The following is a 24,271-nucleotide window of genomic DNA, read 5'->3' on the forward strand; positions in this document are numbered from 1 at the left end:
GGGACGGGTCCCGGCAGGATCAGTGCCACTGTCTCTCCGGCCGGGTCCGCTCCGTCGCGTCAACCCGGCCGGCCCGGCGTCAGTTGCTCCGGTACTTGGGGGCCGGCGGCCCCGCTATCCCCGGCAGACCGTCCTGCAGCCAGTCCCGGTACGACTGCATCCAGCGGCTGTCCTTGCCGCCCCTGCGGTAGTCGACCAGTACCTGGTTGACCCGGGCCACCAGATCGTCCGCGTCGCGTTTCGTCGCGACGCCGTAGTACTCGGTGGTGAACGGCTTGTCGCCCTTGAGCTCGACCGCCGGGTCCTGGGCGGCCTGGCCGGCCGCCAGCGCGTTGTCCGTGACCACGGCGTCGACCTCGCCCAGTTGCAGCCGCACCAGGCAGTCCAGCTGGTTGGGGACGGTGAGCTGGTTCTCGTCCTTGTCGGTGCCGTCGTGCGGGTCCTCGAAGACCGCCCCGAACGACTGCTTCTTCAACGCGTCGTAGGCGGTCGAGCCGTTGGCGGTGCACACCCGCTTGCCGGCCAGGGACTTGTCGTACCCGGTGATCGTCGATTCCTTCGGCGCGAGGACCTGCTGCCCGGCCTGGAAGTAGGCGGTGGAGAACGAGACCTTCTGCAGCTGCTTGCAGTTGATCGTCATCGTGCGCACGACGACGTCGACCGTGCCGTTCGCCAGGAGCTCGGCCCGCTTGTTGGTGGGGATCGCCCGGAAGATCACCGCGTTCCGATCGTTCAGGATGTTCTCGGCGATGGCCCGCACCAGATCGATGTCGAAGCCTTCGATCCTGCCGCTCTCCGGGTTGCGGTAGCCCCAGCTGAAGCTGTTCTGGTCGATGCCCGCGATCAGCTTTCCGCGCGCCTTGATCTTCTCGATGCTCGGACCGCTGTCGGACCGCGGTGGAAGGCTCGCCTCCGGGTCCGTGCACTCGTCGGCCCTGGTCTGGACCGCCTGTGCGGCACCCTGGCCCGCGACGTCCCCGCGGAACGCCTCGGCGCCGCCGTGGGAGAGCGGCAGCAGGGTGAGCGAGGCCGTCACCGCGCAGGCCGCGGCCATGGCCGTCACCCCGCCCCAGCCGCGCAGCCTCACCCGGGCGGACCACGCGCCCGCGCGCTTCCTGGTCATCGCTACCCCTCTCACCGGTACTCCGAGAGCCTGCGGTTGACCCCCATGATCGCGGCCACGGCCCCCAGCGCGGCCAGCGCCGCGGCCCCGGCCGGCAGACCCCACAGCGCCCCGCGCCCGTCCTCCGCAGCCCGGGTGAACTCGTCCTGCTCATGGGCGAGCGCCTGCTCCAGGGCCTTGTCCACCCGTTCGAAGGACTCGCCCGTGGAGTCCTTCGCCCCGATGATCTGCGTCCGCGCGCCCTCGTAGTCGCCGCTGTCGTCGGCCGTGCGGGCGGTCCGGTGACGGCCCTGCCACTCGGAGACGGCATCGACGGCCTTCGCCACCGGTCCGCTCCCCCCGTCGTCGTCACCGGCGAGCTGCCCGGCTCTCCGCAGCTCTTCACCGAGGGCCTTCATGCCCGTGTTGTAGTCGGTCTCGTACTTGTCGTGCTTGCCGTCCGCGGTGAGCACCGCGCCACGGGCGACCAGCGTGAGGTTCTCATTGGCGCGCGCCTTCAGCGAGTCGATCCGCGCGTGGTTGAGCACATCGAGGGACTGCTGCCCGTTCACATCGGCGGCACGCAGCTCGGACCGCGCCACCGTGTGCCCCACGGCCAGCCACAGCAGCACCACGGTGGACGCCGCGGTCGCGACGAGCAGCCCGTGGCTGAACACCCGGTTCGTCCTGCGGTAGTTGCGCCGCTGCGCCCAGAACAGCGCGGCCAGCGTCACGACACCGAGCCCGAACGAGAAGAACGGCCAGGTCCTGGCCGAATCGCTGTCCTCGCCGAGCCGGCCGGTCTCCGCCGCGTACAGCCGCTCGGCGGCCGGCAGCAGCACATTGCTCATCTTCTGGTTGGCGTACCGGAGATAGGCCCCGCCCAGCGGCAGACCCTGCCGGTTGTTGGCGCGGGCCCGCTCGATCAGGCCCGTGTAGCGGGGGAGTTCCACGTTGAGCGTGGTGATCTCCTGCCCGGACTTCGTCGACGCGTCCGTGTTGGCGGCGGCCCTCACCAGGAGGCGGGACGCCTCCTTGATGTCCTTCTCGTACTGGGCGTGGACATCGGCCGGCTCCTGCGCCCCGGCAAGGAAGCCGCTCGCCGCGGTGGTGTCGGCGTCCGCCAGCGAGCGGTAGACGGCTGCCGCGTCGGCGCTCAGCGGCTGGCTGCGGCCCACCACGTCGTCGGCGGCGGACGCCCGGTCGGCGATCTCGAAGGCCGTCACGGCCCCGAACGCCACGACGAGCAGGGCCAGCACGGCCCCGATGATCTGGAGCCTGCCCGGCTCGGTGGTGGCCGCGGCCCGCACCTTGTCGGCCGTCACGGACAGCGCACCGCGCTGCGGCGGAGCGGGTACGGTCGCGGGCACGGGCGGCTGTGCCCGCTCGTGTTCCGGCGCCGTGCGCACATTCGGCGGGTATGTCACTCGACCTCCCCCTCGGTCACTGACGGTGGCCCGACCCCCGGCCGATCGGGGACTGGTGCCCGGCCATGAAGTATGGCCGCAGGGACCGACATCCACACCAGGAACGTCTGGATCGTGCATCGGCCCATGGATGCGATCACACGCATTCGATCAAGGCCTGCGCCGCCGATCAAGCCGATCGACGGACCAGTACCCGGTGCGGGCCGATCTCCCCACTCATGAACACGTCCGGGACAACTGAACGGTTCCCGTGCGCAAGGGGCGTCCCGCGGCGTGAGAACACCGTGGAACGCCCCTTGGCCGGGAACGACCTGTCAGCTGTACTGTGCGCGCAGCCTCTCGTGGACCGCGGCGGGCGCGCCCGTGTGATCCAGGCCGAGCAGCGCGGCTCCCAGCACCGGCGGCTCCACCACCACCCGCAGCACCGCCTTCGGGGCGCGTACCGCGAGGAGTTCGGTGATCTTCGCGTCCACCTGCGGGTGGCGGGCCGCCAGCACGCTGCCGCCCAGCACCACCGGCGCCTCCTCGCCCAGCAGGTCCAGCCTGCCCAGCGCGACCGACGCCATCGCGACGACCTCCTCCGCCAGCCGGTCCACCAGCGCGCCCGCCACCGGGTCCCCGGCCGCCGCGGTCGCGAAGAGCACCGGAGCCAGCTCGTGCCGGCGCTCGAACTCGATCCGGCCCAGATGCAGCGCCTCGATCAGCGCGTACATCGAGCCGAGCCCGAAGTGCGCGGGCAGGGTGCGGGCCAGTTCGGTCGGTTCACCACGGCCGTCCTCCGCCCGCGAGGCGAACCACATGGCCTCCTCGGCCAGCCCGGCGCCGCCGCCCCAGTCACCGGACATCCGGCCTATGGCGGGGAACCGCGCGGTCCGCCCGTCCGGCAGCATGCCGACACAGTTGATCCCCGCACCGCAGACCACGGCCACACCGCGCGGCTCGTCCACCCCCGCGCGCAGTATCGCGAAGGTGTCGTTGCGCACCTCGACCGTGCGGCCCCACTCCCTGCGGACCAGGGCCTCGGTCAACTGGGTCTCCTCCACCGGGAGATCGACGTTGGCCAGGCACGCCGACACGTGCTCCACGCCGTCGACGGGCCGCTCGGAGCCGGCCAGGGCCTGTGCGAGCAACGGGGCCAGGACGTCCAGCGCCGCCTCCACGCCGACGACCGGCGGCTGGAAACCACCGCCCCGGGCCGTCGACAGCACCGTCCCGTCCGCACCGATCAGCGCCACGTCGGTCTTGCTGTTCCCCGCGTCGATCGCGAGGACCAAAGCGTTCACGCCCACGCCAGGTGCTCCCGGTTGTGCGCGATCAGCTTGTCGGTGAGCGCCTCGGCGTACTCGAACTGGCCGATCAACGGGTGCGCGAGCAGCGCCTTGAACACCCGGTCCCTGCCACCGCGCAGCGCGGCCTCCAGGGCGAGGTCCTCGTACGCCGTCACGTTGGCGATCAGACCGGCGTACAGCGGGTCCAGCCCGGGAACGGCGAGCGGCGTGGCGCCCGTGCCGTCGACCCGGGCCTGCACCTCGATCACCGCGTCGTCCGGCAGGAACGGCAGCGTTCCCCTGTTGTAGGTGTTGACCACCTGCACCGGGGAGCCGCCCGAGCCCAGCAGCGAGGACGCCAGGTCCACGGCCGCCTCCGAGTAGAAGGCGCCGCCGCGCTTGGCGAGCAGCGCGGGCTTCTCGTCCAGCGCCGGATCGCCGTACATGGCGAGGAGTTCCTTCTCCATCGCGGCGACCTCGGCCGCGCGGGACGGCTTGGTGCCGAGTTCCCGCACGACCGCGTCGTGCGCGTAGAAGTAGCGCAGGTAGTACGAGGGAACGACGCCCAGCCGGTCGACGATCGCCCGGGGCATGCGGAGATCGTCCGCGATCGTGTCGCCGTGCTCGGCGAGCAGCTTCGGCAGGACGTTCTCGCCCTCGGGGCCGCCGAGGCGCACCCCGAGCTCCCAGGTCAGGTGGTTGAGCCCGACATGGTCGAGGTGGACCTCGGCCGGGGTGACGTCGAGCAGCCGGGCGAACTTCCGCTGGAAGCCGATCGCCACGTTGCACAGGCCGACGGCCTTGTGCCCGGCCTGGAGCAGCGCCCGGGTGACGATGCCCACCGGGTTGGTGAAGTCGATGATCCAGGCATCGGGGTTGGTGCGGCGGACCCGCTCGGCGATGTCCAGGACGACCGGCACGGTGCGCATCGCCTTGGCGAGGCCGCCGGCGCCGGTGGTCTCCTGGCCGACGCAGCCGCACTCCAGCGGCCAGGTCTCGTCCTGGTTGCGGGCGGCCTGGCCGCCGACGCGCAGCTGGAGCAGGACGGCGTCGGCGTCGGCGACGCCCGCGTCGAGGTCCGAGGTGGTGACGATCCGCCCCGGGTGGCCCTGCTTGGCGAAGATCCGCCGGGCGAGGCCGCCGACGAGTTCCAGACGGTCGGCCGCCGGGTCGACGAGCACCAGCTCCTCGATGGGCAGCGTGTCCCGCAGCCGGGCGAAACCGTCGATCAGTTCAGGTGTGTAGGTGGACCCGCCACCAACTACTGCGAGCTTCATAGGTCAGCCCTTTACTCCGGTCAGTGTGACGCCCTCGACGAATGCCTTCTGGGCGAAGAAGAAGACGAGGATCACGGGGGCCATGACCAGTACGGTCGCGGCCATGGTCAGGTTCCAGTCGGTGTGGTGTGCGCTCTTGAAGGACTCCAGGCCGTAACTGAGTGTCCAGGCGGCCGGGTTCTCCGAGGCGTAGATCTGCGGTCCGAAGTAGTCGTTCCAGGCGTAGAAGAACTGGAAGAGGGCCACGGCGGCGATGCCCGGCTTGGCCATCGGCACGACGACCTTGAGCAGGGTGCGCAGCTCGCCGCAGCCGTCGACCTTCGCCGCGTCGAGGTACTCGTTCGGGATGGTCAGCAGGAACTGCCGCAGCAGGAAGATGGAGAACGCGTCGCCGAAGGCCATCGGGATGATCAGCGGCCAGAGCGTGCCGGACAGGTCCAGCTGCTTCGCCCAGAACAGGTACATCGGGATGACGACGACCTGCGGCGGCAGCATCATCATCGAGATGACGAGCATCAGCGACAGATGCCGGCCGCGGAAGCGGAACTTGGCGAGCGCGTACGCCACGGGCAGTGAGGAGACGACCGTGAGGACGGTGCCGAGCCCCGCGTACAGCAGGGTGTTCTTCCACCAGGTCAGAAAGCCGTCGGTGTCGAACACCCGCTGGTAGTTGCTCCACTCGAAGGGGTGCGGCCACAGATCGCGGGTCAGCGCCTGCTGGCCGTTCATCAGCGAGGTGAGCACCAGGAAGACGAACGGCAGCACGAAGAAGAGCGCGGCGGCGACCCCGAGCGAGTGCACGGCGATCCAGTTCAGCAGCGACTTGCGGCGCGCCCTGCGTTCGGCCGGGGTGACCGGGCCGGTCGCGGGGTCGGCTTCCTTGACGGCGTCGAGTACCTGCGCCACGTCACTCACCTGCCTGGATCAGTCCGCTGCGGCGTCGCATCAGCAGTGCGGTGAACGCCATGGCGAGTACGAAGAGAACGAGCGCGACCACGCAGGCGGAGCCGTAGTCGAAGCGCTGGAAACCGAGGTTGTAGACGACCTGCGGAAGCGTCAGTGTCGACTTGTCGGGATAGCCCGGTTCGAACTGCTGCCCGGAGCCGCCCATCACACCCGAGGCGACCTTCCCGGCCACGAATGGCTGGGTGTAGTACTGCATCGTCTGGATGATCCCGGTGACCACCGCGAACATGATGATCGGCGAGATGTTCGGCAGGGTGACGAAGCGGAACCGCTGGAACGAGGTCGCCCCGTCCAGCTCCGCCGCCTCGTACTGTTCCTTCGGTACGTCCAGCAGGGCGGCCATGAAGATCACCATCAGGTCGCCCACCCCCCACACCGCGAGCGCGGTCAGGGCCGGCTTGGACCAGGCGGCGTCGGTGAACCAGCCGGGCGTGGGGAGCCCCAGCTCGCCGAGGATCGAATTGACCGGCCCGGTCCCGGGGTTGAGCAGGAAGACGAAGCCGAGGGTCGCCGCGACCGGCGGGGCCAGGTACGGCAGGTAGAACAGGGTGCGGAAGACCCCGGCGCCCGTCTTGATCCGGGTGATCAGCAGCCCGACACCGAGGCCGAACACCACCCGGCAGGTGACCATGACCACGACCAGCCAGAGCGTGTTGCGCAGCGCCGGCCAGAACAGCGGGTAGTCGTTGAAGACGAAGGACCAGTTCTTCAGCCCGCTGAACTCGGGGGCGGAGAACCCGTCGTAGTCGGTGAAGGAGAAGTAGACGGTGGAGATCAGCGGATAGGCGAAGAAGACGCAGAACCCGATCAGCCACGGCGACATGAAGGCCGCGGTCCGCAGCGCCGACCGGCGGCGCTTCGAACGGAGTGTGTAGGTGGTCATCGCGCTTCTACTTCGCCTGCGCGATTGCCGCGTCGATTTCCTTGGCGGTCTTCTCCAGGCCCGCCTTGACGTCCTTCTGCCTGCCCTTCTCGATGTCGAATCCGAGGTTCTGCAGGGACACCAGGTACGCGCCGCCGTTCACCGAGGGCGGGGTGGTGGTGCTCTTCGGGTTCGCGGCGATGTCCAGGAACGTCTTGAAGCGCGGGTCGTACTTCAGCTTCGGGGACTTCAGCGCTGCCAGGGTGGACGGCACATTGTGAATGGCATTGGCGAAATTCACGACGGCGTCGGTGTCGGTCGTCATGAACTTCACCAGCTCCCAGGACGCGTTCTGCTTCTTCGAGGTGGCGGCGATCCCGGCGATGGTGCCGGTCAGATAGCCCTTGCCCCAGGTGTCGGCCTGGTCGTCGGCGACGGGCATCGGGGCGACGCCGATCTCGAACTTCGGCTTGGTCTCCTCGGCCATCCCGAGCCGCCACTCGCCGTCCAGCTGCATCGCCACCTGGCCCGTGTGGAACGGGTGCTTTGCACCCCACTCGTCACCGAAGGACGTGCGGTACTTCTCCAGCTTCTCGTAGCCGCCCAGGTCGTCGACCAGCTTCTTCTGGGTCGTGAGCATGGCGGCGAACGACGGGTCCTTGGCGATGTTCGACTTGCCGTCCGCGTCGAAGTACTTCGGGTCCCAGGCGCCGAGGTAGTGCTCGGTCGTCGTCTCGTAGCCGTGGTAGTTCGGCATGAAACCGAGCCGCTCGTACGAGTCGCCCTTGGTCTTCGTCAGCTTCTTGGCGTCCTCGGCCAGCTCCGACCAGGTCCTCGGCGGCCTCGTGATCCCGGCCTTCTCGAAGGCGTCCTTGTTGTAGTAGAGGCCGTACGCGTCACCGAGCAGCGGCACGGTGCAGCGCACCCCGTCGAACTGGGTGTACTCGTTCATCGCCTTGGGGAAGGTCTTGTCCGGGTCGATCCCGTCCTTCTTCAGGAAGGGGTTGAGATCGACGAACGCCTTCGACGAGCAGAACTTGCCGACGTTGTTCGTGGTGAACGACGAGATGACGTCCGGGGCCTTCGAGCCGCCCGCCCGCAGCGCCTGGTTGATCTTGTCGTCGGTCATGTTGCCGATGACCTTCACATGGATGTTGGGGTGCGCCTTCTCGAAGGCGTCGACCGTCGCCTGGATTCCCTTGACCTCGTTCGGGGAGTTCCAGCCGTGCCAGAAGTTGATGGTCGTCTCCTTGGACGGGTCATCACTGGCACCGGAGTTGCTCTGGCCCGTACAGGCCGAGGCGAGCAGAGATATGGCGGCGGTCGCGGCGAACGCGGCGGCCGTCTTCCGGCGGTTTCCGGACATGGCGGTCTCCCGGTGAAGGATGGGGGCGGAGGTGCGGAGGAAGAGGGCGGGCCGAGAAGGGGTCAGCGGGACGTGTCGAAGACTTCGTCGCGGGTGGTGGCGAGGGCGCTCTCCAGCGCGCCGCGCAGTACGGGGCGGTGCTTCACGTCCCCGGCGATCAGCCGGGGACGTGAGGCCGCCAGCTCGGTGAGCTCGGACGCCACCCGGCAGCGCAGCGGCTCCCCGCCGGCCGCGATCACCTCGCCGGACAGCACGACGACTTCCGGGTCGAGCACGGCGATCATGGAGGCGAGACCGGTCGCGAGGCCGGTGGCGAACAGATCGAGCAGCCGGGGGTACGGGCCGTCCTCGCCCGCCTCCGCGGCCTCGGCGGCGCGGGCGAGCAGCCGGGCGGCGACCTCGTGGTGGGTACCGGGGGCGCGGATCAGCTCGTCGTCGATGCCGAGCTCCCGGCCCAGCCGGGACAGCACCTGCGCACCCGCCAGCTCCTGGAAGCCGCCCGCGTTCACCTTGGTGACCTGACGGACCAGCGGGGTACCCGGCACCGGCAGGAAGCCGACCTCGCCCGCGCCGCCGGTGAAGCCGCGGTGCAGCCGTCCGTTGATGACGAGGGCGGCACCGAGCCCCTCCTCGTTCCACAGCAGGACGAAGTCCTCGTGCCCGCGCGCCGCGCCCAGCCGCTGCTCGGCCACCGCGACCAGGTTCACGTCGTTCTCGTACTCCACCGGCATCGGCAGGAAGGCGGCCAGCTCCTCCAGCAGGGTGGGGGAGTGCCAGCCCGGCAGGTGCGAGGCGTACCGCAGCCGCCCGGTACCGGGGTCGAAGGCGCCCGGGGTGCCGATGACGACCCGGTGCACATCGGAACGGGTGAGCCCGGCGTCCTTCACCGCCCCGTCCAGCGCGTCCGCCACCTGCCGCACCACGCCGTCGGCGCGCCGCCCGGGGGTGCGCAGCTCGAACCGTCCGACCGTCTCGCCGGTCACATCGGCGACGGCGGCGACGATCCGGCGGGCGTTCACATCCAGTCCCGCGACATGGGCGGCCCGCGCGTTCACCCCGTACAGCTGCGCGTTGGGCCCCGGCCGCCCGGCCACGGTCCCGGTCGCGACGACCAGTCCGGCCGCCTCCAGCCGTGCCAGCAACTGCGAAGCGGTGGGCTTGGAGAGCCCGGTCAGCTTCCCGATCCTGGTCCGCGAGAGGGGACCGTGCTCCAGCAGCAGATCGAGGGCGGCCCGGTCGTTCATGGCCCGCAGAACGCGGGGGGTACCCGGTGTGGTTCCGGCCATGAGTGCTGCACCTGCCCTCTGTTAGGAAAGTTTCCTATTCGGTGACAGGACGGTATGCGCGCGTCACCTGGCCGTCAATGGGAAGCGCCGCGGTGGCAACCAAAGCGTTACCTGGAACACTTCCGGAATGTCCGGGTCCATGGTGACGCATGCCCAACCGGGTCGTCGGCGAACCGAGTTGAGGTCCCATCGGCCCGCCGGCCGCTCGCGCGGCGCGTACTACTTCGAGATGTTCGGCGGGGCGATCGGGGCCGTGGCCAGGGACTGGGGGGACGTGGCGGAGGCGTAGGCCGAGGGGGCGGCCATGCCGGCCGCCGGGTCGGCCGCGGAGGGCTCGTCCGCCTGGGCCGGGACACCGCCGACGATGCGGATGCCCGCCTCGTCGAAGGCCCGCTTGACCCGCCAGCGCAGCTCGCGCTCCACGCCCAGCGCCTTGCCCGGCATCGTCTTCGCGCTCAGCCGGACCGTCATCGAGTCCAGGAGCACGGCGTCCAGGCCCAGGACCTCCACCGGCCCCCACAGGCGCTCGTTCCAGGGGTCCTCCTTGGCCATCGCCGCGGCGGCCTCGGTGATGACCGTACGTACCTTGTCGAGGTCCTCCGTGGGACGCACCGTCACATCGACGCCGGCCGTCGACCAGCCCTGGCTGAGGTTGCCGATCCGCTTCACCTCGCCGTTGCGGACGTACCAGATCTCGCCGTGGTCGCCGCGCAGCTTCGTGACCCGCAGGCCGACCTCGATGACCTCGCCGGAGGCGACGCCCGCGTCGATGGTGTCGCCCACGCCGTACTGGTCCTCCAGGATCATGAAGACACCGGAGAGGAAGTCGGTGACCAGGTTGCGCGCACCGAAACCGAGCGCCACACCGGCCACACCGGCGGACGCCAGCAGCGGGGCCAGGTTGATCTGGAACGCGCCCAGGATCATCAGGGCGGCCGTGCCGAGGATCAGGAACGACGCGACCGAGCGGAGTACCGAACCGATCGCCTCCGAGCGCTGACGGCGGCGTTCCGCGTTGACCAGCAGCCCGCCGAGCGCGGTGCCCTCCACCGCCTGGGCGCTGCGGTTCATCCGTTCTATGAGCTTGGTGAGAGCACGCCGGATCGCGATCCGCAACACGATCGCGATGGCCGCGATGAGGATGATGCGCAGACCGGTGTTCAGCCAGGTGGACCAGTTCTCCTCCACCCAGCCCGCGGCGTCGCCGGCCTGCTTGGCGGCTTCGTCCAACGAGCTGCCGGGCTCGGGTGACGGGGCTGCGGCCAACAGGGCGGACAGGGACACGGTGGGACCTCCAGATAAGCGACGGCGGCCCGACCACACTAACGGGGCATCGGGAGTACTCCGTTGTCGCGACCGAGGGGAGAGACGCGTCTCACGGGGGGATGCCGGAGGTGGGGAGCAGGAGCGGGGAGGGGCCGGCAGCGGCCTTCTGTGGCCGATCGCACACCGGCCAAGGGCCGCCGCGACAGCGGGACCGAAGCGCCCGTTCCGCCTGTGGCCGCGGCGCGAGCGGCGGGGGACCGGGGCAAAAATCCTCCCGGCCCGTTACCCGTACGTGGTGGCGCTTCCACCAGGCAGGAGTAGAGACTGAGATCGGATCGTCCCGGCGCGAGCCACGCGCCGCCGGCGTACAAGGAGGCATCCACCGTGCCGCATGTCCTGGTTCTCAACACGTCGTACGAGCCACTCGGCGTCGTACCGCTGCGCCGCGCGCTCGTCCTCGTCCTCGAAAACAAGGCCATCTGTCTCGAGGAGTCCGGCGCCTTCATGCACAGTGCCACCCGGGCCGTCCCGGCCCCCAGCGTCGTCCGCCTGAAGCGGTTCGTCCGCGTTCCCTACCGGGGACCCGTACCGCTGACCCGCAGGGCGCTGTTCGCCCGGGACGGGGGCCGCTGCATGTACTGCGGCGCCGCCGCCACCAGCGTCGACCACGTGATTCCGCGCAGCCGCGGCGGGCAGCACGTCTGGGACAACGTCGTCGCGGCCTGCCGCCGCTGCAACCACGTCAAGGCGGACCGGCACCTGCCGGAGCTCGGCTGGCGGCTGCACCAGCAACCCGCCCCGCCGACGGGCCTCGCCTGGCGGATCATCGGCACGGGACACCGCGACCCGCGCTGGTTGCCGTACTTGCAACCGTTCGGCGCGGACGACGCCATGGCCCGGATCGACGGCATTTCTGCCTGAGAGATCCGGGCCTTCGTCGTCCCGGGGCGGCAACGGCCCGGATCGCTACTCCGTCGCGGCGACGGCGTACGCCTCCACCGACCAGAGCGAGTAGCCGAACTCGGTGCCCCGGGCGTCGCCCTGGACCCGGAGGTAGCGGGCGTCCTTCGCGTCCATCCGGACCGACTCGCGCCCGCCCCTGCCGTCCCGGACGGTCGCCGCCGTGCGCCAGCTGCGGCCGTCCGAGGAGACCTGGACGCGGTAGCGGGTGGCGTACGCGTCCTGCCAGTGCAGCACCACCTGGCCGATCCGGGCGGGCCGCGGCAGTTCCGCCTGCCACCAGGCGCCGTCCTCGACCGGTGAGGACCAGCGGGTCCCCGGATCGCCGTCGGAGGCGGCCGCCGCCGGGAAGTCCGGAGTCTCGTCGCCGGACGAGGACGCGGTGGCGGTGCCCAGCAGATCGGGGCCCGCGCTGCGCGGGAACGCCCGGACGGTGAGCGTGCTGCGTTCGTCGCCGAAGCTGAACGGCACCTCGTACTCCCCGGCCGGGGTGCCCGCCGGGACCGTGATGTCGACGGGGACGTCGGTACGGGAACCGCGCGGCACCCTGGTCTGCTTCGGGACGTCCACCTTGATGCCCTTGGGCGCCTTCGCGGTGAGCGCGCCCCGTACCTCCGCCGGGCGGCGACCGGCGAGGCGCGCCTCGACCCGCTGCGGCCCGCCGCCGATCTCGGCGTCCGTCTCGCCGCGCGCGAGATCGAGCCGGGCCGCGGGCTCGTCGCCGAACCAGGGCACGAGCGCGTGCACCCGCGGAGCCGGTACCCGGGCGCTCCCGGAGACATCGCCGCCCGGGGCCATCGGCGCCAGGGTGCGGGAGAGGACCGGGGGCAACGACGGACCGCCCGTGGGCCAGCTGATCCGGATCGCGTCGGCCCGCAGCCCCTTCGCCGCCGTCTGGGTCCAGCCGCTCGCCGACAACGCGCCCAGGCGGCGCCAGCCCTCGCCGGGCACCCGGGCCTCCAGCGCCGCGCCGGCCAAGGTGCCGCCGCCGGGCAGGGTCATCGCCGTCACGGCCTCCACCGGGCGGGCCCGGTCCAGCCGGACCGTGTAGCTCCCCGGAGCCTTCGTCACCGTACCGTCGCCGCGGTCCGCGCCCGTCCAGGCATCGGCCTCCCGGCGCACCCGGTCCAGGAACGGGCCCAGGACCCCCTTGCCGATCGTGGCGCCGTCCGCCTTCGCGGCCTTGCGCACCGGTTCCAGGGCCAGCGAAGCCTGCCAGGCGGCGGCGCCGTCGCCGCGCGACTGGGCCTGGAGCAGATCGACGGCCAGCTCGCCCGCCCGGCCGTACCGGGACAACTGCTCCGACCACGGCCGCACTTCGTCGTCCAGACGCCCGTCCGCCAGGCCCTTCAGCCGCTGCGGGGCCTCCCGCATCACGGTGAACGCCTCCCGCAGCCTGCGCGCCGCGTCGGCCCGCGCCGTGGCGTCGTGCGCCGCGCGGGACTTCCAGAACGCGGCCAGCAACGGCCGCAGATACGCGGACTCGTCACCGCCCAGCACGGACGCCGCGCTGTTCCCGGCCAGCGCGCGCAGCGCGTCCCTGGTACGTGCGTCACCGCCCGCCAGATCGTCGATCGCCGCCTGCCAGGACTCCTGCGGCCGGTAACCCTTCGGGTTCCAGGCGAAGTCGGCGGCGGTGAAGAGCGGAATGCGGGACGCGGACGGCTGCTCCATCGCATTGGCGAGGAGCGCCGCGGAACCCGTGGCCACCGCCGGGTCCCGGCCGGTGTACGGGCCGAGGAAGATCCGGTCCTGGGCGTAGTCGTTGACCGGGTAGTTGTCCATCGTGACCAGCAGATGCCCGAACGCGGCGCGGGCACCGGCCAGCTCCCCGCCGGTGATGGTCCTCGGCACGACCCCGACACCGGTCCAGGCGATCTGGACCCGGTCGTCCAGTTCCTCGGCGAGCGCCTCGCGGTAGTCGGTGGAGCCGTCCTGGTAGAACTCCGTCGGCATCACCGACAGCGGCTGCGAACCCGGATACCGGTCCGCGAGATGCCGCGCCACCTCGCCGGCCACCCGCGCCTGCGCCCTGGCCGCCGCCTGCGGGCCGCTGCCGAAGGTTTCGGCGTCGCTGTCGCAGTGCCATTCGCTGTAGCTGATGTCCTGGAACTGCAGCTGGAAGGCGCGCACACCCAGCGCCCACATCGCGTCGAGCTTCTTCGTCAGCGCCTTCACGTCGTCGGCCGAGGACATGCACATGGCCTGGCCGGGGGCGACGGCCCAGCCGAGCGTCACATGCTCGGCGCGGGCCCGCTCGGCCAGCGCCCGGAAGCCGGCGCGCCGGTCGGCCGGGTACGGGTCGCGCCAACGGGCCTGCCGGTAGGGATCGTCGCCCGCCGCGTACAGATACCTGTTCTGCTTCGTACGCCCCATGAAGCCGATCTGGGCCAGCCGCTCCTGGAGGGTCCACGGCTGCCCGTAGAAGCCCTCGGTCATTCCGCGTACGGCGGTGCCCGGCCAGTCCCTGACGGTGACCCCGGCGACGCCTCCGTCCCGGATCAGCTGACGCAGTGTCTGCACGCCGTGGAAGAGGCCGTCCTCGCCGACACCGTCCAGGGCGACGGTGTCCCGCCCCGCGACCCGGCCGACCGCGATCCGGTAGCCCCCGGAGGGCAGATCGCCGCGCTCGGGGGCGTGCAGCGTGCGCAGCGCGTCCCCGGCGCCGTCGCCGCCGAGCCTGATGAGCGGCCCGCGGCCGGGCAGGGCCTCGTGGACGGTCCGCACGCCCGCGTCCCGCAGGATCTTCCGGAGCGCGTCGACCGCGTACGGATCGGCGTGCGAACCGGCGACGAGGGTGACCTCGGCGGAGAGCGGTACGGACGCCCCGGCGGCCTCGATGGACTGCGGCCGGGGCCACACGGCGGGCAGCGCGGCGTCGTCCGTGCGGTCGGGGGTGGCGACGGCGGTGGAGCCGGGATCCGAAGGGGCCGCGACGGCGGCCGGTGCTCCCGTGGAGAGCAGTCCGCCGAGCACGGCGACCGCGATGGCCGCTGCCTGCTTTCCGCGCCTGAGCCGCATCGCTCGTCTCCCTCGTCACCGCCGGTGGGCTCCGAGCCCACCACCCGCGCGCGAGGGTGTCAATGCGCGTGGGTGGTGTGCCGGAAATGCCCGATGCGGCAGGTGGGGCAGGGGCCGGTAGGCCGAGGTGGTGGACGCCAAAGATGACGCCGGATGGCCGAAAACAGCGGACAACTTACGGAGAACGGGCCTGCGGGGAACGGAATGTGACCCAGAGCACGTTGAATTCGTTGTGATAACGCCTACGTCTGTGGTCGAGCCCGCCGGGTAGGCCTGCTGTGTCCTGCTTTCCCCACGGCCAGGAGGCCGCCATGCCCGCCGCCGCGAAGCTTCTGCTCCCCGCCCTTCACGCACAGGTACCCGGCCCCGCCGCCCCGTGGCCCGACGCGTTCTTGGCCCCCGCGCCCGGCCCGCTGACGAGCGAGCCGCCGCTCGCCGATGCGATACCTCTCACCAGCGAGCCGCCGCTCGCCGACGCCACACCTCTGACCAGCGAGCCCCCGCTCGCCGTAAATGCCCCGCTGACCAGCGAGCCGGCCACGTCCGGCGGCGCGTGGGGCACGGAGTTCCCAGGAGTCTGAATGGGCTTGTCCCGGCTCGCCGCACTGCACGGCGTCGCCACCTCCTACTCCCCGTCCGCCGATGTGACGGTGTCCGTCCCCGACGAGACGGTCGTCGCCGTGCTCGCCGCGCTCGGCGTGGACGCCGGCACGCCCGGAGCGGTACGGGAATCGCTCGCCGCCGCCGAGTCCGCGGCCCGCTCCCGGCTGCTTCCGCCGACGGTGGTGGTGTGGTCCGGTGAGCCGCTGCCCGACGCCCTGACCGCCCTGCCGCCCGGCACCACGCTGGACATCGGCCCCGAGGACCCCGGTTCGGCCCCGCCCCCGCGGATGCGCATTCCGGCCGACCGACCGGATCCGGCCGTTTCGGTACGGGGCGCCGCCCACGGGCCTGCGGATCCGGTGGGCGCGGCGGGGGCGGGAGCGCCCGCGGTCCCCGCCTGGTGGGCCGAGCCGCCGTTCGGGGTGCACCGGCTGGCCGTACGGGCCCCCGGCGGCCGGAGTGCGACCGGCGGCCGGAGTGCGACCGGCACGCTCGTCGTCGCCCCGCCCCGGGCGCCCCGGCCGCCCGCCCGCGGTCACGGCTTCCTCGTCCAGCTCTACTCCCTGCTCTCCGCCCGCTCCTGGGGCATGGGCGACCTCGGGGATCTCGCCGACCTCGCCGCCTGGTCCGGGCGGGCCCTCGGCGCCGGATTCGTCCAGGTCAACCCGCTCCACGCCGCCGTGCCCGGCCGCCCCACCGACCCCTCCCCGTACCGCCCCTCGTCGCGGCGCTTCCCCGACCCCGTGCATCTGCACCTGGAGTCCATCCCCGAGTACGGGCACGTGACCGACCGGGGCACCCTCGACGACCTGCGCCAGGACGCCGCGACGCTCAGCGACACCGTCCTCAACAAGGGCGCCCTGATCGACCGTGACGCCGTCTGGGAGCTCAAGCGCCAGGCTCTCGAACTCGTGCATCGGGTGCCCCTCACCCCGGGCCGTCGCGCCGCGTACTGCGACTTCCTGGCCGAGCAGGGGCAGGCCCTGGAGGACCACGCCCTGTGGTGCGCCCTCGCCGAGGTGCACGGCTCCGACTGGCACGGCTGGCCCGCCGGGCTGCGCGACCCCCGCTCCAAGGAGACCGCCCGCGCCCGCGGCGAACTGCTGGACCGGGTCGACTTCCACTGCCGGCTCGCCTGGCTGACCGACGGTCAGCTCGCCGATGCCCAGCGCGCCGCCCTCGACGCGGGCATGGCCGTCGGCATCGTCCACGACCTCGCCGTCGGTGTGCACCCCGGCGGCGCCGACGCCTGGGCCCAGCAGGACGCCTTCGCGCACGGCATGTCCGTCGGGGCGCCCCCGGACGCCTTCAACGCCCGGGGCCAGGACTGGGGCCTGCCCCCGTGGCGCCCGGACGTCCTCGCCGCCTCCGGCTACGCCCCGTACCGCGGACTGCTGCGCGGGCTCCTCGCCCACGCGGGCGCCCTGCGCATCGACCACGTCATGGGCCTCTTCCGGCTCTGGTGGGTGCCCGAGGGGCGCCCGCCCACCGAGGGCACCTATGTCGCCCACGACGCCGAGGCGATGCTCGCCGTCCTCGTCCTGGAGGCGCACCGGGCCGGCACGGTCGTCATGGGGGAGGACCTGGGCACCGTCGAGCCGGGGGTCCGTGAGGCGCTGGCCCGGCGCGGCGTGCTCGGCACCTCCGTCCTCTGGTTCGAACGGGACTGGGCAGGCACCGGCCGCCCACTGGCCCCCGAGGAGTGGCGCGAGGGCTGCCTCGCCACCGTCACCACGCACGATCTGCCGTCCACCGCGGCCCGGCTGACCGGCGACCATGTGATGCTCCGCCACCGCCTGGGCCTGCTCACCCACCCCCTGCACCAGGAGCTGACGGCGGACGCGGCCGACACCGCCGAATGGCTGGGGTATCTCGCCAGGCTCGGACTGCTCCCCGAGGGCGAGGGCGACGAGGAGGGTGCCGTCCGCGCCGTGCACCGCTTCCTGCTGCGCACCCCCGCCCGCCTGACCGGCGTCTGGCTGCCCGACGCGCTCGGCGACCGTCGCCCGCAGAACCTCCCCGGCACCTGGGACCAGTACCCCAACTGGCGCCTGCCCGTCGCCGACGCGGAGGGCCACCCGGTCACCCTGGAGGAGCTGGCCGCCGCACCCCGCCTGCACCGGCTGATGGAGGTCTTCCGCCCGAGCGGGGACCGCCCGGAAGACCACCCGGAAGTCCGCCCTCACCCCCGCCCGTGATCCGCCCCCGACCTCGTACGGCACCCCCGGGCGCGCGCCCCTCGCGGGCGTTCGCTACGTTTGCACCGTGGACAAGAAGAACGCTATGCGCGCCGGCGCCGTCGCGGCCGGAACGACGCTGATGATGCTGCTCATGTCGTCCCCCGCGCTCGCGCTCACCCGCGACGACGGTGACGACCCGGGGCCCGGCCTGAGCGCGATGGAGACCATCGGCCTCTACGTCGTGGCACCCATCGTCCTGTTCCTGGTCATCACGGGCCTGGTCATGGTCCTGGACAAGTCCAAGAAGCAGGCCTAGTACCCACACGCTCGTCCCGGGTGCGCCGCAGGTACTCCGTGAGTACCGCGCGGCGCACACGCATGTCCGCGGCCGGGCACCCCGCCCTCGGCGCCGGGTAGGTTGCGGCCATGATCGAGTGGGACGTCAAGAAGCTCCGCATCCTCCGCACCCTGCGCGACCGGGGCACGGTCACCGCGACCGCGCAGGCCCTGCTGATGACGCCCTCCGCGGTCTCGCAGCAACTGTCCAGCCTCTCCCGGCAGCTCGGTGTGCCGCTCCTGGAGGCCCAGGGCCGACGCGTCCGGCTCACCGACGCCGCGCATCTCGTGCTGCGCCACGCCGAGGCCGTCTTCGCCCAACTGGAGCGCGCCGACGCCGAACTGACCGGCTATCTGCGCGGCGAGGCCGGCGAGGTGCGGATCGCCGCGTTCTCCACGGCCGTGCCCGTTCTCGTCGTACCGGCGATCCGGCGGCTGCGCGCCGAGGAGCGCCCGGGGCCCGATGTACGGGTGCGGGAGGCGGAGGCCGCGCAGGCGTACGAACTCCTGGTCGCCGGTGACGTCGACCTCGCCCTGTCCCTCGCCGCGCACGCCCCGACGGCCCGCGACCCCCGGTTCGCGGTGCTGCCCCTGCTCGCCGACCCGCTGGACGTGGCCCTGCCCGCGGACCACCGCCTCGCCGCCGCGCCCGCCCTCCGCCTGGCGGACCTCTCCGGCGACCCGTGGATCTTCGGCGGTTCGGGCCCCTGGTCGCAGATCACCACGGCGGCGTGCGAGGCCGCCGGATTCGTGCCCGAGCAGGCGCACAGCGCCTCCGGCTGGACGGCGATCCTGGCCATGGTCGAGGCGGGTCTGGGGGTGGCGCTGATCCCGCGGATGGCGTCGGCGGAACGGCACAGCCGGGGCGGCGTGGTGATGCGCGCGCTCGACGCCGACCAGCCGCGCCGTCATGTGGTGGCGGCGGTGCGGCAGGGCGCCGAGCGGGGCCCCGCGGTGGCCAGGGTGCTCGCGGCGCTCACCGCGGCCGCCGAATCGTTCACTTCAACTGAATAAACGATGCAAAAACTTTCGATGGACCTGATGGGTCATGGGCCGTGACAGTAGGTGCATGACCTTCGACCAGAATGAGAACCACCACGACGACCCCCACGCCAACGACGCGGCCCCGTACGGCGGTGGTGACCCGTACGCCGACTACCGCGGCACCGACCTGCCCTTCACCGAACTCGTCGACCTCGCCGACCGCCGACTCGGCGCGGGCGTGATCGCCGCCAACGACGAGTTCTTCGCCCAGCGCGAGAATCTCCTGGTCCGGGAGCGCGCGGCCTTCGACCCCGAGCACTTCGGCCACAAGGGCAAGATCATGGACGGCTGGGAGACCCGCCGCCGACGCGGCGCGGACGCGGACCACCCGTTCCCGGCCCCCGACGAGCACGACTGGGCCCTGATCCGGCTCGGCGCCCCCGGCATCATCCGCGGCATCGTCGTCGACACGGCCCACTTCCGAGGCAACTACCCGCAGCGCGTTTCGATCCAGGCCACCGCGGTCGAGGGCTCGCCCAGCCCCGCCCAACTCCTCGCCGACGACGTGAAGTGGGAGGAGATCGTCCCGCCGACCCCCGTACGCGGCCACGCCGCCAACAGCTTCGAGATCACCGGCGGCCGCCGCTGCACCCACGTACGCCTGTGCCAGCACCCCGACGGCGGCATCGCCCGCCTCCGCGTCCACGGCGAGGTCCTCCCCGACCCGTCCTGGCTCGCCACGCTCGGCACGTTCGACCTGATCTCGGTGCTGAACGGCGGCAGTCACGAGGACGCCTCGGACCGCTTCTACTCCTCGCCGACCCAGATCATCCTGCCCGGCACCTCCCGCAAGATGGACGACGGCTGGGAGAACCGCCGCCGCCGGGTCCGCGACACCAACGACTGGGTCCGCTTCCGCCTCCCCGCCCAGGGCGCGGTCCGCGCGGTCGAGATCGACACCGCCTACCTCAAGGGCAACGCGGCCGGCTGGATCGCACTCCAGGGCCGCAACGGCGAGACCGGCGAGTGGTTCGAGATCATTCCCCGCACCAGGCTCCAGCCCGACACCCCGCACCGCTTCCCGCTCCGCGCCCAGGCGATCGTCACCCACGTCCGCCTCGACGCCTTCCCGGACGGCGGTGTCGCCCGCATGCGCCTGCACGGCAGCCTGACGGAGTCCGGCGCGGCCGAACTGGCCCGCCGCTACGAGGAGTCCGGCGCGTAGCACCCTGGCTCCGCGCCCCCTGCTCCCGCCCGTCGGACGGCTGCGCGACCGCGCCCGCCCGACGGGCGGTTTCCAGCACCAGGCCGTCCGGAGCACGAACGAAGGGGCGCCCCCCGTCACGGGAGGCGCCCCTCACTGTCTCACCGGTCAGCGCGTCACGCCGTGGCCGCCGCCGCGTCCGCGGCCTGGGCCTTCAGGGCGCGCTCGACGCCCGAGCGGGACTCCGACATCAGCCGGCGCAGGGCCGCGCTCGGGTCCGTCGAGGAGAGCCAGGCGTCCGTGGCGTCCAGCGTGGCCTGCGAGACCTGGAGGGTCGGGTAGAGGCCGATGGCGACCTGCTGTGCCATCTCGTGGCTGCGCGAGTCCCAGACGTCCTTGACCGTGGCGAAGAACTTCTCCGTGTACGGAGCCAGCAGTTCGCGCTGGTCGGTCTGGACGAAGCCGGCGATGACCGCCTCCTGGAGGGAGTTCGGCAGCTTGTCGGACTCGACGACCGAGGCCCACGCCTCCGCCTTCGCCTCCTCGGTGGGGCGTGCCGCGCGGGCGGTCGCGGCGTGGCGCTCGCCCGCCGCCGTCCTGTCGCGCTCGTACTCGGCGGCGATCTCGTCCTCTTCGAGGAGACCGGTCGCGGCGAGCCGCTCGACGAACGCCCAGCGCAGCTCCGTGTCGACGGCCAGGCCCTCGACCGTCTCCTTGCCGTCGAGCAGCGACTGCAGCAGGTCCGTCTGCTGCGGGGTGCGGGCCGTCGCCGCGAAGGCGCGGGCCCAGGCCAGCTGGTGGTCGCTGCCCGGCTCCGCCGCACGCAGGTGCGCGAGGGTGGCCTCGGTCCACTGCGTCAGCCCGGCCTCGCGCCACTCCGGCGCCGCGTACAGGTCCAGCGCCAGCTTCACCTGGCGGTGCAGCGACTGGACGACGCCGATGTCCGACTCCTTGCCGATGCCGGAGAGCACCAGGGCGAGGTAGTCGCGGGTCGCCAGCTCGCCGTCGCGGGTCATGTCCCAGGCGGAGGCCCAGCACAGGGCGCGGGGGAGGGACTCCGTGAAGTCGCCGAGGTGCTCGGTGACGACGCGCAGCGACTCCTCGTCGAGCCGGACCTTCGCGTACGAGAGGTCGTCGTCGTTGAGCAGGATCACGGCGGGGCGGGCGGTACCGGCCGGGAACGGCACGGTCGTGCGCGCACCGTCGACGTCCAGCTCGATGCGGTCCCTGCGGACCAGCTTGCCGGAGCCGTCGAGGTCGTAGCAGCCGATGGCGATGCGGTGCGGGCGCAGCGTCGGCTCGCCCTTCGCACCGGCGGGGAGGGCCGGGGCCTCCTGGAGCACGGTGAACGAGGTGACGTGACCGTTCTCGTCCGTGGTGATCTCCGGGCGCAGGATGTTGATGCCCGCCGTCTCCAGCCACGCCTTCGACCAGGTCTTCAGGTCGCGGCCGGAGGTCTCCTCCAGGGCGCCCAGCAGGTCGGACAGCCGGGTGTTGCCGAACGCGTGCGCCTTGAAGTACGCCTGGACGCCCTTGAAGAACTCGTCCATGCCGACGTACGCCACCAGCTGCTTCAGGACCGAGGCGCCCTTGGCGTAGGTGATCCCGTCGAAGTTGACCAGCACGTCGTCCAGATCACGGATGTCCGCCATGATCGGGTGCGTGGACGGCAGCTGGTCCTGGCGGTAGGCCCAGGTCTTCTCGGAGTTGGCGAACGTGGTCCAGGAGTTCGGCCACTTCGAGCCCTGCGCGTACGCCTGGCAGGCGACCGAGGTGTACGTGGCGAACGACTCGTTCAGCCACAGGTCGTTCCACCACTCCATGGTGACGAGGTCGCCGAACCACATGTGTGCCAGCTCGTGCAGGATGGTCTCCGCACGCCGCTCGTACGCCGCGTCCGTCACCTTCGAACGGAACACGTACTGGTCGCGGATGGTGACCGCGCCCGCGTTCTCCATCGCACCGGCGTTGAACTCCGGGACGAAGAGCTGGTCGTACTTGGCGAACGGGTAGTCGTAGTCGAACTTCTCCTGGAACCAGTCGAAGCCCTGCCGCGTGACGTCGAAGATCTCGTCCGCGTCGAGGAACTCGGCCAGCGACGGACGGCAGTAGATGCCGAGCGGGACGGACTGGCCGTCCTTCTCGTAGCTGCTGTGCACCGAGTGGTACGGGCCGACGATCAGGGCCGTGATGTACGACGAGATGCGCGGCGTCGGCTCGAAGGACCAGACGTTGTCCCGCGGCTCGGGCGTCGGCGAGTTCGAGATGACGGTCCAGCCCTCCGGCGCCGTCACGGTGAACCGGAACGTCGCCTTCAGGTCAGGCTGCTCGAAGCTCGCGAAGACCCGGCGCGCGTCCGGCACCTCGAACTGGGTGTAGAGGTACGCCTGCTGGTCGACCGGGTCGACGAAGCGGTGCAGGCCCTCGCCCGTGTTGGTGTACGAGCAGTCGGCGACGACCTTCAGCTCGTTGGAGCCCGCGACCAGGTGCGGGAGCGTGATGCGCGAGTCGCGGAACACGGCCGCGACGTCCAGCGCCTTGCCGTTCAGCTCGACCTCGTGCACGGCCGGGGCGACCAGGTCGATGAAGGTCTCCGCACCGGCTTCGGCGGAGTCGAAGCGCACGGTGGTCACGGACCGGTAGGTGCCGCCCTCCTGCGCTCCGGAGAGGTCGAGATCGATCTCGTACGCGTCCACGGTCAGCAGGCGCGCCCGCTCCTGTGCCTCTTCGCGGGTCAGATTGGTGCCAGGCACGCGGTCATCTCCTTGGTATGTGACGTTTCCGGTCATCCTTCCACGTCGCGCGCTCCGGCGGGGGCCCGGTCCGCGGTGGGTGCGCGCATACGAAAGGGTGGCCACCGCACACCGGTGGCCACCCTTTCCCGCATGCCTCAAGCGTCAACTGCGTGCCTCGAACGTCAGCTGCGTGCCCCGGGCGTCAGCCGTTCAGCTCCGCCGCGACCAGCTCCGCGATCTGCACCGCGTTCAGCGCCGCGCCCTTGCGCAGGTTGTCGTTGGAGACGAAGAGCGCGAGGCCGTTCTCCACGGTCTCGTCGACCCGGATCCGGCCGACGAACGAGGCGTCCTTGCCGGCCGCCTGGAGCGGGGTGGGGATCTCCGAGATCTCGACGCCCGGCGCGTCCTTCAGCAGCTCGTACGCGCGCTCCACGCTGATCGGACGGGCGAAACGGGCGTTGACCTGGAGCGAGTGACCGGCGAAGACCGGGACCCGGACACAGGTGCCGGACACCTTCAGCTCCGGGATCTCCAGGATCTTGCGGGACTCGTTGCGGAGCTTCTGCTCCTCGTCGGTCTCGAAGGAGCCGTCGTCCACGATCGAACCGGCCAGCGGCAGCACGTTGAAGGCGATCGGACGCTTGTAGACGCCCGGCTCGGGGAACTCGACGGCCTCGCCGTCGTGGGTGAGCTTGTCGGCGTCGGCGACGACCTTGGACGCCTGGCCGTGCAGCTCGGCGACGCCGGCCAGACCGGAACCCGACACCGCCTGGTAGGTGGCGACGGTCAGCGCCTGGAGACCGGCCTCGTCGTGCAGCGGACGCAGCACGGGCATGGCGGCCATCGTGGTGCAGTTCGGGTTGGCGATGATCCCCTTGGGCCGGTCGGTGATCGCGTGCGCGTTGACCTCGGAGACGACGAGCGGGACCGCGGGGTCCTTGCGCCAGGCGGAGGAGTTGTCGATCACGACGGCACCCTGCGAGGCGACCTTCTCGGCGAGCGCCTTCGACGTCGCGCCACCGGCCGAGAACAGCACGATGTCCAGTCCGGTGTAGTCGGCCGTCGCGGCGTCCTCGACGGTGATCTCCCGGCCCTGCCACTCGATCGTCGAGCCCGCGGAGCGCGCGGAGGCGAAGAGCCGCAGTTCGTCGGCAGGGAACTTCCGCTCGGCCAGGATGCTGCGCATGACTGTGCCGACCTGACCGGTGGCGCCGACGATTCCGACCTTCACAGGGACTCCTTCGAACGTACGAACTGAGACGGTTGCCGCTCCATGATGCGTATGTCCACGGCTTTCTTGTCCAATCCATTGTCCGCGGTACGGACGGTGCCCGCCCGGCCGCGCACACGGCAGTGGGGGGGGGGGTGCGATCGGGGACCATGACGCGCCCCCCCCATCTCTATCGGCGCCATCGAGTGCTTCTCCGC

General features: G+C 71.6%; 18 protein-coding genes. 6 read left to right on the forward strand and 12 right to left on the reverse strand.

The window, feature by feature from the left end; genetic code table 11:
- Window positions 1–79: 79 nt before the first annotated feature.
- The 9 genes from ACFV8T_RS04255 to ACFV8T_RS04295 form a co-directional block, all read right to left on the reverse strand.
- The gene (locus ACFV8T_RS04255) at window positions 80–1,123 is read right to left on the reverse strand and encodes a glutamate ABC transporter substrate-binding protein (protein WP_385324340.1); all 1,044 of its coding nucleotides are present in this window, start codon (window positions 1,121–1,123) and stop codon (window positions 80–82) included.
- An 11-nt stretch (window positions 1,124–1,134) separates the two neighbouring features.
- Window positions 1,135–2,529, reverse strand: coding sequence for a hypothetical protein (locus ACFV8T_RS04260; protein WP_385324342.1), 1,395 nt, complete (start codon window positions 2,527–2,529; stop codon window positions 1,135–1,137).
- Between the two features lie 314 nt (window positions 2,530–2,843).
- Window positions 2,844–3,818: an N-acetylglucosamine kinase gene (locus ACFV8T_RS04265; protein WP_385324344.1), complete on the reverse strand. Its 975-nt coding sequence runs from the start codon at window positions 3,816–3,818 to the stop codon at window positions 2,844–2,846.
- Window positions 3,809–5,074, reverse strand: coding sequence for a 6-phospho-beta-glucosidase (locus tag ACFV8T_RS04270; RefSeq protein WP_385324347.1), 1,266 nt, complete (start codon window positions 5,072–5,074; stop codon window positions 3,809–3,811). The genes ACFV8T_RS04265 and ACFV8T_RS04270 overlap by 10 nt, the downstream gene beginning before the upstream one ends.
- 3 nt (window positions 5,075–5,077) lie before the next feature.
- The gene (locus tag ACFV8T_RS04275; protein WP_329838480.1) at window positions 5,078–5,980 is read right to left on the reverse strand and encodes a carbohydrate ABC transporter permease; all 903 of its coding nucleotides are present in this window, start codon (window positions 5,978–5,980) and stop codon (window positions 5,078–5,080) included.
- Between the two features lies 1 nt (window position 5,981).
- Window positions 5,982–6,923: a carbohydrate ABC transporter permease gene (locus tag ACFV8T_RS04280; protein WP_385324350.1), complete on the reverse strand. Its 942-nt coding sequence runs from the start codon at window positions 6,921–6,923 to the stop codon at window positions 5,982–5,984.
- A gap of 7 nt (window positions 6,924–6,930) precedes the next feature.
- Window positions 6,931–8,268: an ABC transporter substrate-binding protein gene (locus ACFV8T_RS04285; protein ID WP_385324352.1), complete on the reverse strand. Its 1,338-nt coding sequence runs from the start codon at window positions 8,266–8,268 to the stop codon at window positions 6,931–6,933.
- A 62-nt stretch (window positions 8,269–8,330) separates the two neighbouring features.
- Window positions 8,331–9,554: an ROK family transcriptional regulator gene (locus ACFV8T_RS04290; RefSeq protein WP_385324355.1), complete on the reverse strand. Its 1,224-nt coding sequence runs from the start codon at window positions 9,552–9,554 to the stop codon at window positions 8,331–8,333.
- Between the two features lie 219 nt (window positions 9,555–9,773).
- Window positions 9,774–10,838, reverse strand: coding sequence for a mechanosensitive ion channel family protein (locus ACFV8T_RS04295; RefSeq protein WP_385324356.1), 1,065 nt, complete (start codon window positions 10,836–10,838; stop codon window positions 9,774–9,776).
- Between the two features lie 366 nt (window positions 10,839–11,204).
- On the opposite strand from ACFV8T_RS04295, the gene ACFV8T_RS04300 reads away from it, so the two are divergent.
- Window positions 11,205–11,741 (forward strand): HNH endonuclease, encoded by a 537-nt coding sequence (locus ACFV8T_RS04300; protein ID WP_385324358.1) that lies wholly within the window; start codon window positions 11,205–11,207, stop codon window positions 11,739–11,741.
- 45 nt (window positions 11,742–11,786) lie between these two features.
- Here the strand turns inward: ACFV8T_RS04300 and ACFV8T_RS04305 are convergent, their stop codons facing one another.
- Entirely contained in the window at window positions 11,787–14,801 is a 3,015-nt protein-coding gene (locus ACFV8T_RS04305; protein WP_385324360.1) for a beta-N-acetylglucosaminidase domain-containing protein, read from the reverse strand.
- Window positions 14,802–15,112: 311 nt separating this feature from the next.
- On the opposite strand from ACFV8T_RS04305, the gene ACFV8T_RS04310 reads away from it, so the two are divergent.
- From ACFV8T_RS04310 to alc, 5 genes are all read left to right on the forward strand, one after another.
- Complete coding sequence (locus ACFV8T_RS04310; RefSeq protein ID WP_385324363.1) at window positions 15,113–15,382, forward strand: hypothetical protein; 270 nt, start codon at window positions 15,113–15,115, stop codon at window positions 15,380–15,382.
- On the forward strand, window positions 15,383–17,602 hold the full coding sequence (gene malQ / locus ACFV8T_RS04315) for a 4-alpha-glucanotransferase (RefSeq protein ID WP_385324366.1): 2,220 nt from the start codon (window positions 15,383–15,385) through the stop codon (window positions 17,600–17,602).
- A 67-nt stretch (window positions 17,603–17,669) separates the two neighbouring features.
- Complete coding sequence (locus tag ACFV8T_RS04320) at window positions 17,670–17,900, forward strand: hypothetical protein (RefSeq protein ID WP_124717671.1); 231 nt, start codon at window positions 17,670–17,672, stop codon at window positions 17,898–17,900.
- A gap of 110 nt (window positions 17,901–18,010) precedes the next feature.
- Window positions 18,011–18,934 (forward strand): LysR family transcriptional regulator, encoded by a 924-nt coding sequence (locus tag ACFV8T_RS04325; RefSeq protein WP_385324368.1) that lies wholly within the window; start codon window positions 18,011–18,013, stop codon window positions 18,932–18,934.
- A 55-nt stretch (window positions 18,935–18,989) separates the two neighbouring features.
- Window positions 18,990–20,129, forward strand: coding sequence for an allantoicase (alc, locus tag ACFV8T_RS04330; RefSeq protein ID WP_385324370.1), 1,140 nt, complete (start codon window positions 18,990–18,992; stop codon window positions 20,127–20,129).
- Between the two features lie 155 nt (window positions 20,130–20,284).
- On the opposite strand, the gene pepN is transcribed toward alc, so the two are convergent.
- Both pepN and ACFV8T_RS04340 read right to left on the reverse strand, forming a co-directional pair.
- Window positions 20,285–22,861, reverse strand: a complete 2,577-nt coding sequence (gene pepN / locus ACFV8T_RS04335) for an aminopeptidase N (protein ID WP_385324371.1) — start codon at window positions 22,859–22,861, stop codon at window positions 20,285–20,287.
- Window positions 22,862–23,045: 184 nt separating this feature from the next.
- Window positions 23,046–24,074, reverse strand: a complete 1,029-nt coding sequence (locus ACFV8T_RS04340; RefSeq protein ID WP_385324374.1) for an aspartate-semialdehyde dehydrogenase — start codon at window positions 24,072–24,074, stop codon at window positions 23,046–23,048.
- Between the last annotated feature and the right edge of the window lie 197 nt (window positions 24,075–24,271).

This window comes from Streptomyces sp. NPDC059832 (assembly GCF_042731715.1).
Lineage (GTDB): Bacteria > Actinomycetota > Actinomycetes > Streptomycetales > Streptomycetaceae > Streptomyces.

Coding starts and splice junctions, on each gene's coding strand:
- ACFV8T_RS04325 (WP_385324368.1), top strand. CDS start 18,011: ATGATCGAGTGGGACGTCAAGAAGCTCCGCATCCTCCGCACCCTGCGC.
- alc (WP_385324370.1), top strand. CDS start 18,990: ATGACCTTCGACCAGAATGAGAACCACCACGACGACCCCCACGCCAAC.
- ACFV8T_RS04255 (WP_385324340.1), bottom strand. CDS start 1,123: ATGACCAGGAAGCGCGCGGGCGCGTGGTCCGCCCGGGTGAGGCTGCGC.
- ACFV8T_RS04285 (WP_385324352.1), bottom strand. CDS start 8,268: ATGTCCGGAAACCGCCGGAAGACGGCCGCCGCGTTCGCCGCGACCGCC.
- ACFV8T_RS04305 (WP_385324360.1), bottom strand. CDS start 14,801: ATGCGGCTCAGGCGCGGAAAGCAGGCAGCGGCCATCGCGGTCGCCGTG.
- ACFV8T_RS04290 (WP_385324355.1), bottom strand. CDS start 9,554: ATGGCCGGAACCACACCGGGTACCCCCCGCGTTCTGCGGGCCATGAAC.
- ACFV8T_RS04270 (WP_385324347.1), bottom strand. CDS start 5,074: ATGAAGCTCGCAGTAGTTGGTGGCGGGTCCACCTACACACCTGAACTG.
- malQ (WP_385324366.1), top strand. CDS start 15,383: ATGGGCTTGTCCCGGCTCGCCGCACTGCACGGCGTCGCCACCTCCTAC.
- ACFV8T_RS04280 (WP_385324350.1), bottom strand. CDS start 6,923: ATGACCACCTACACACTCCGTTCGAAGCGCCGCCGGTCGGCGCTGCGG.
- ACFV8T_RS04310 (WP_385324363.1), top strand. CDS start 15,113: ATGCCCGCCGCCGCGAAGCTTCTGCTCCCCGCCCTTCACGCACAGGTA.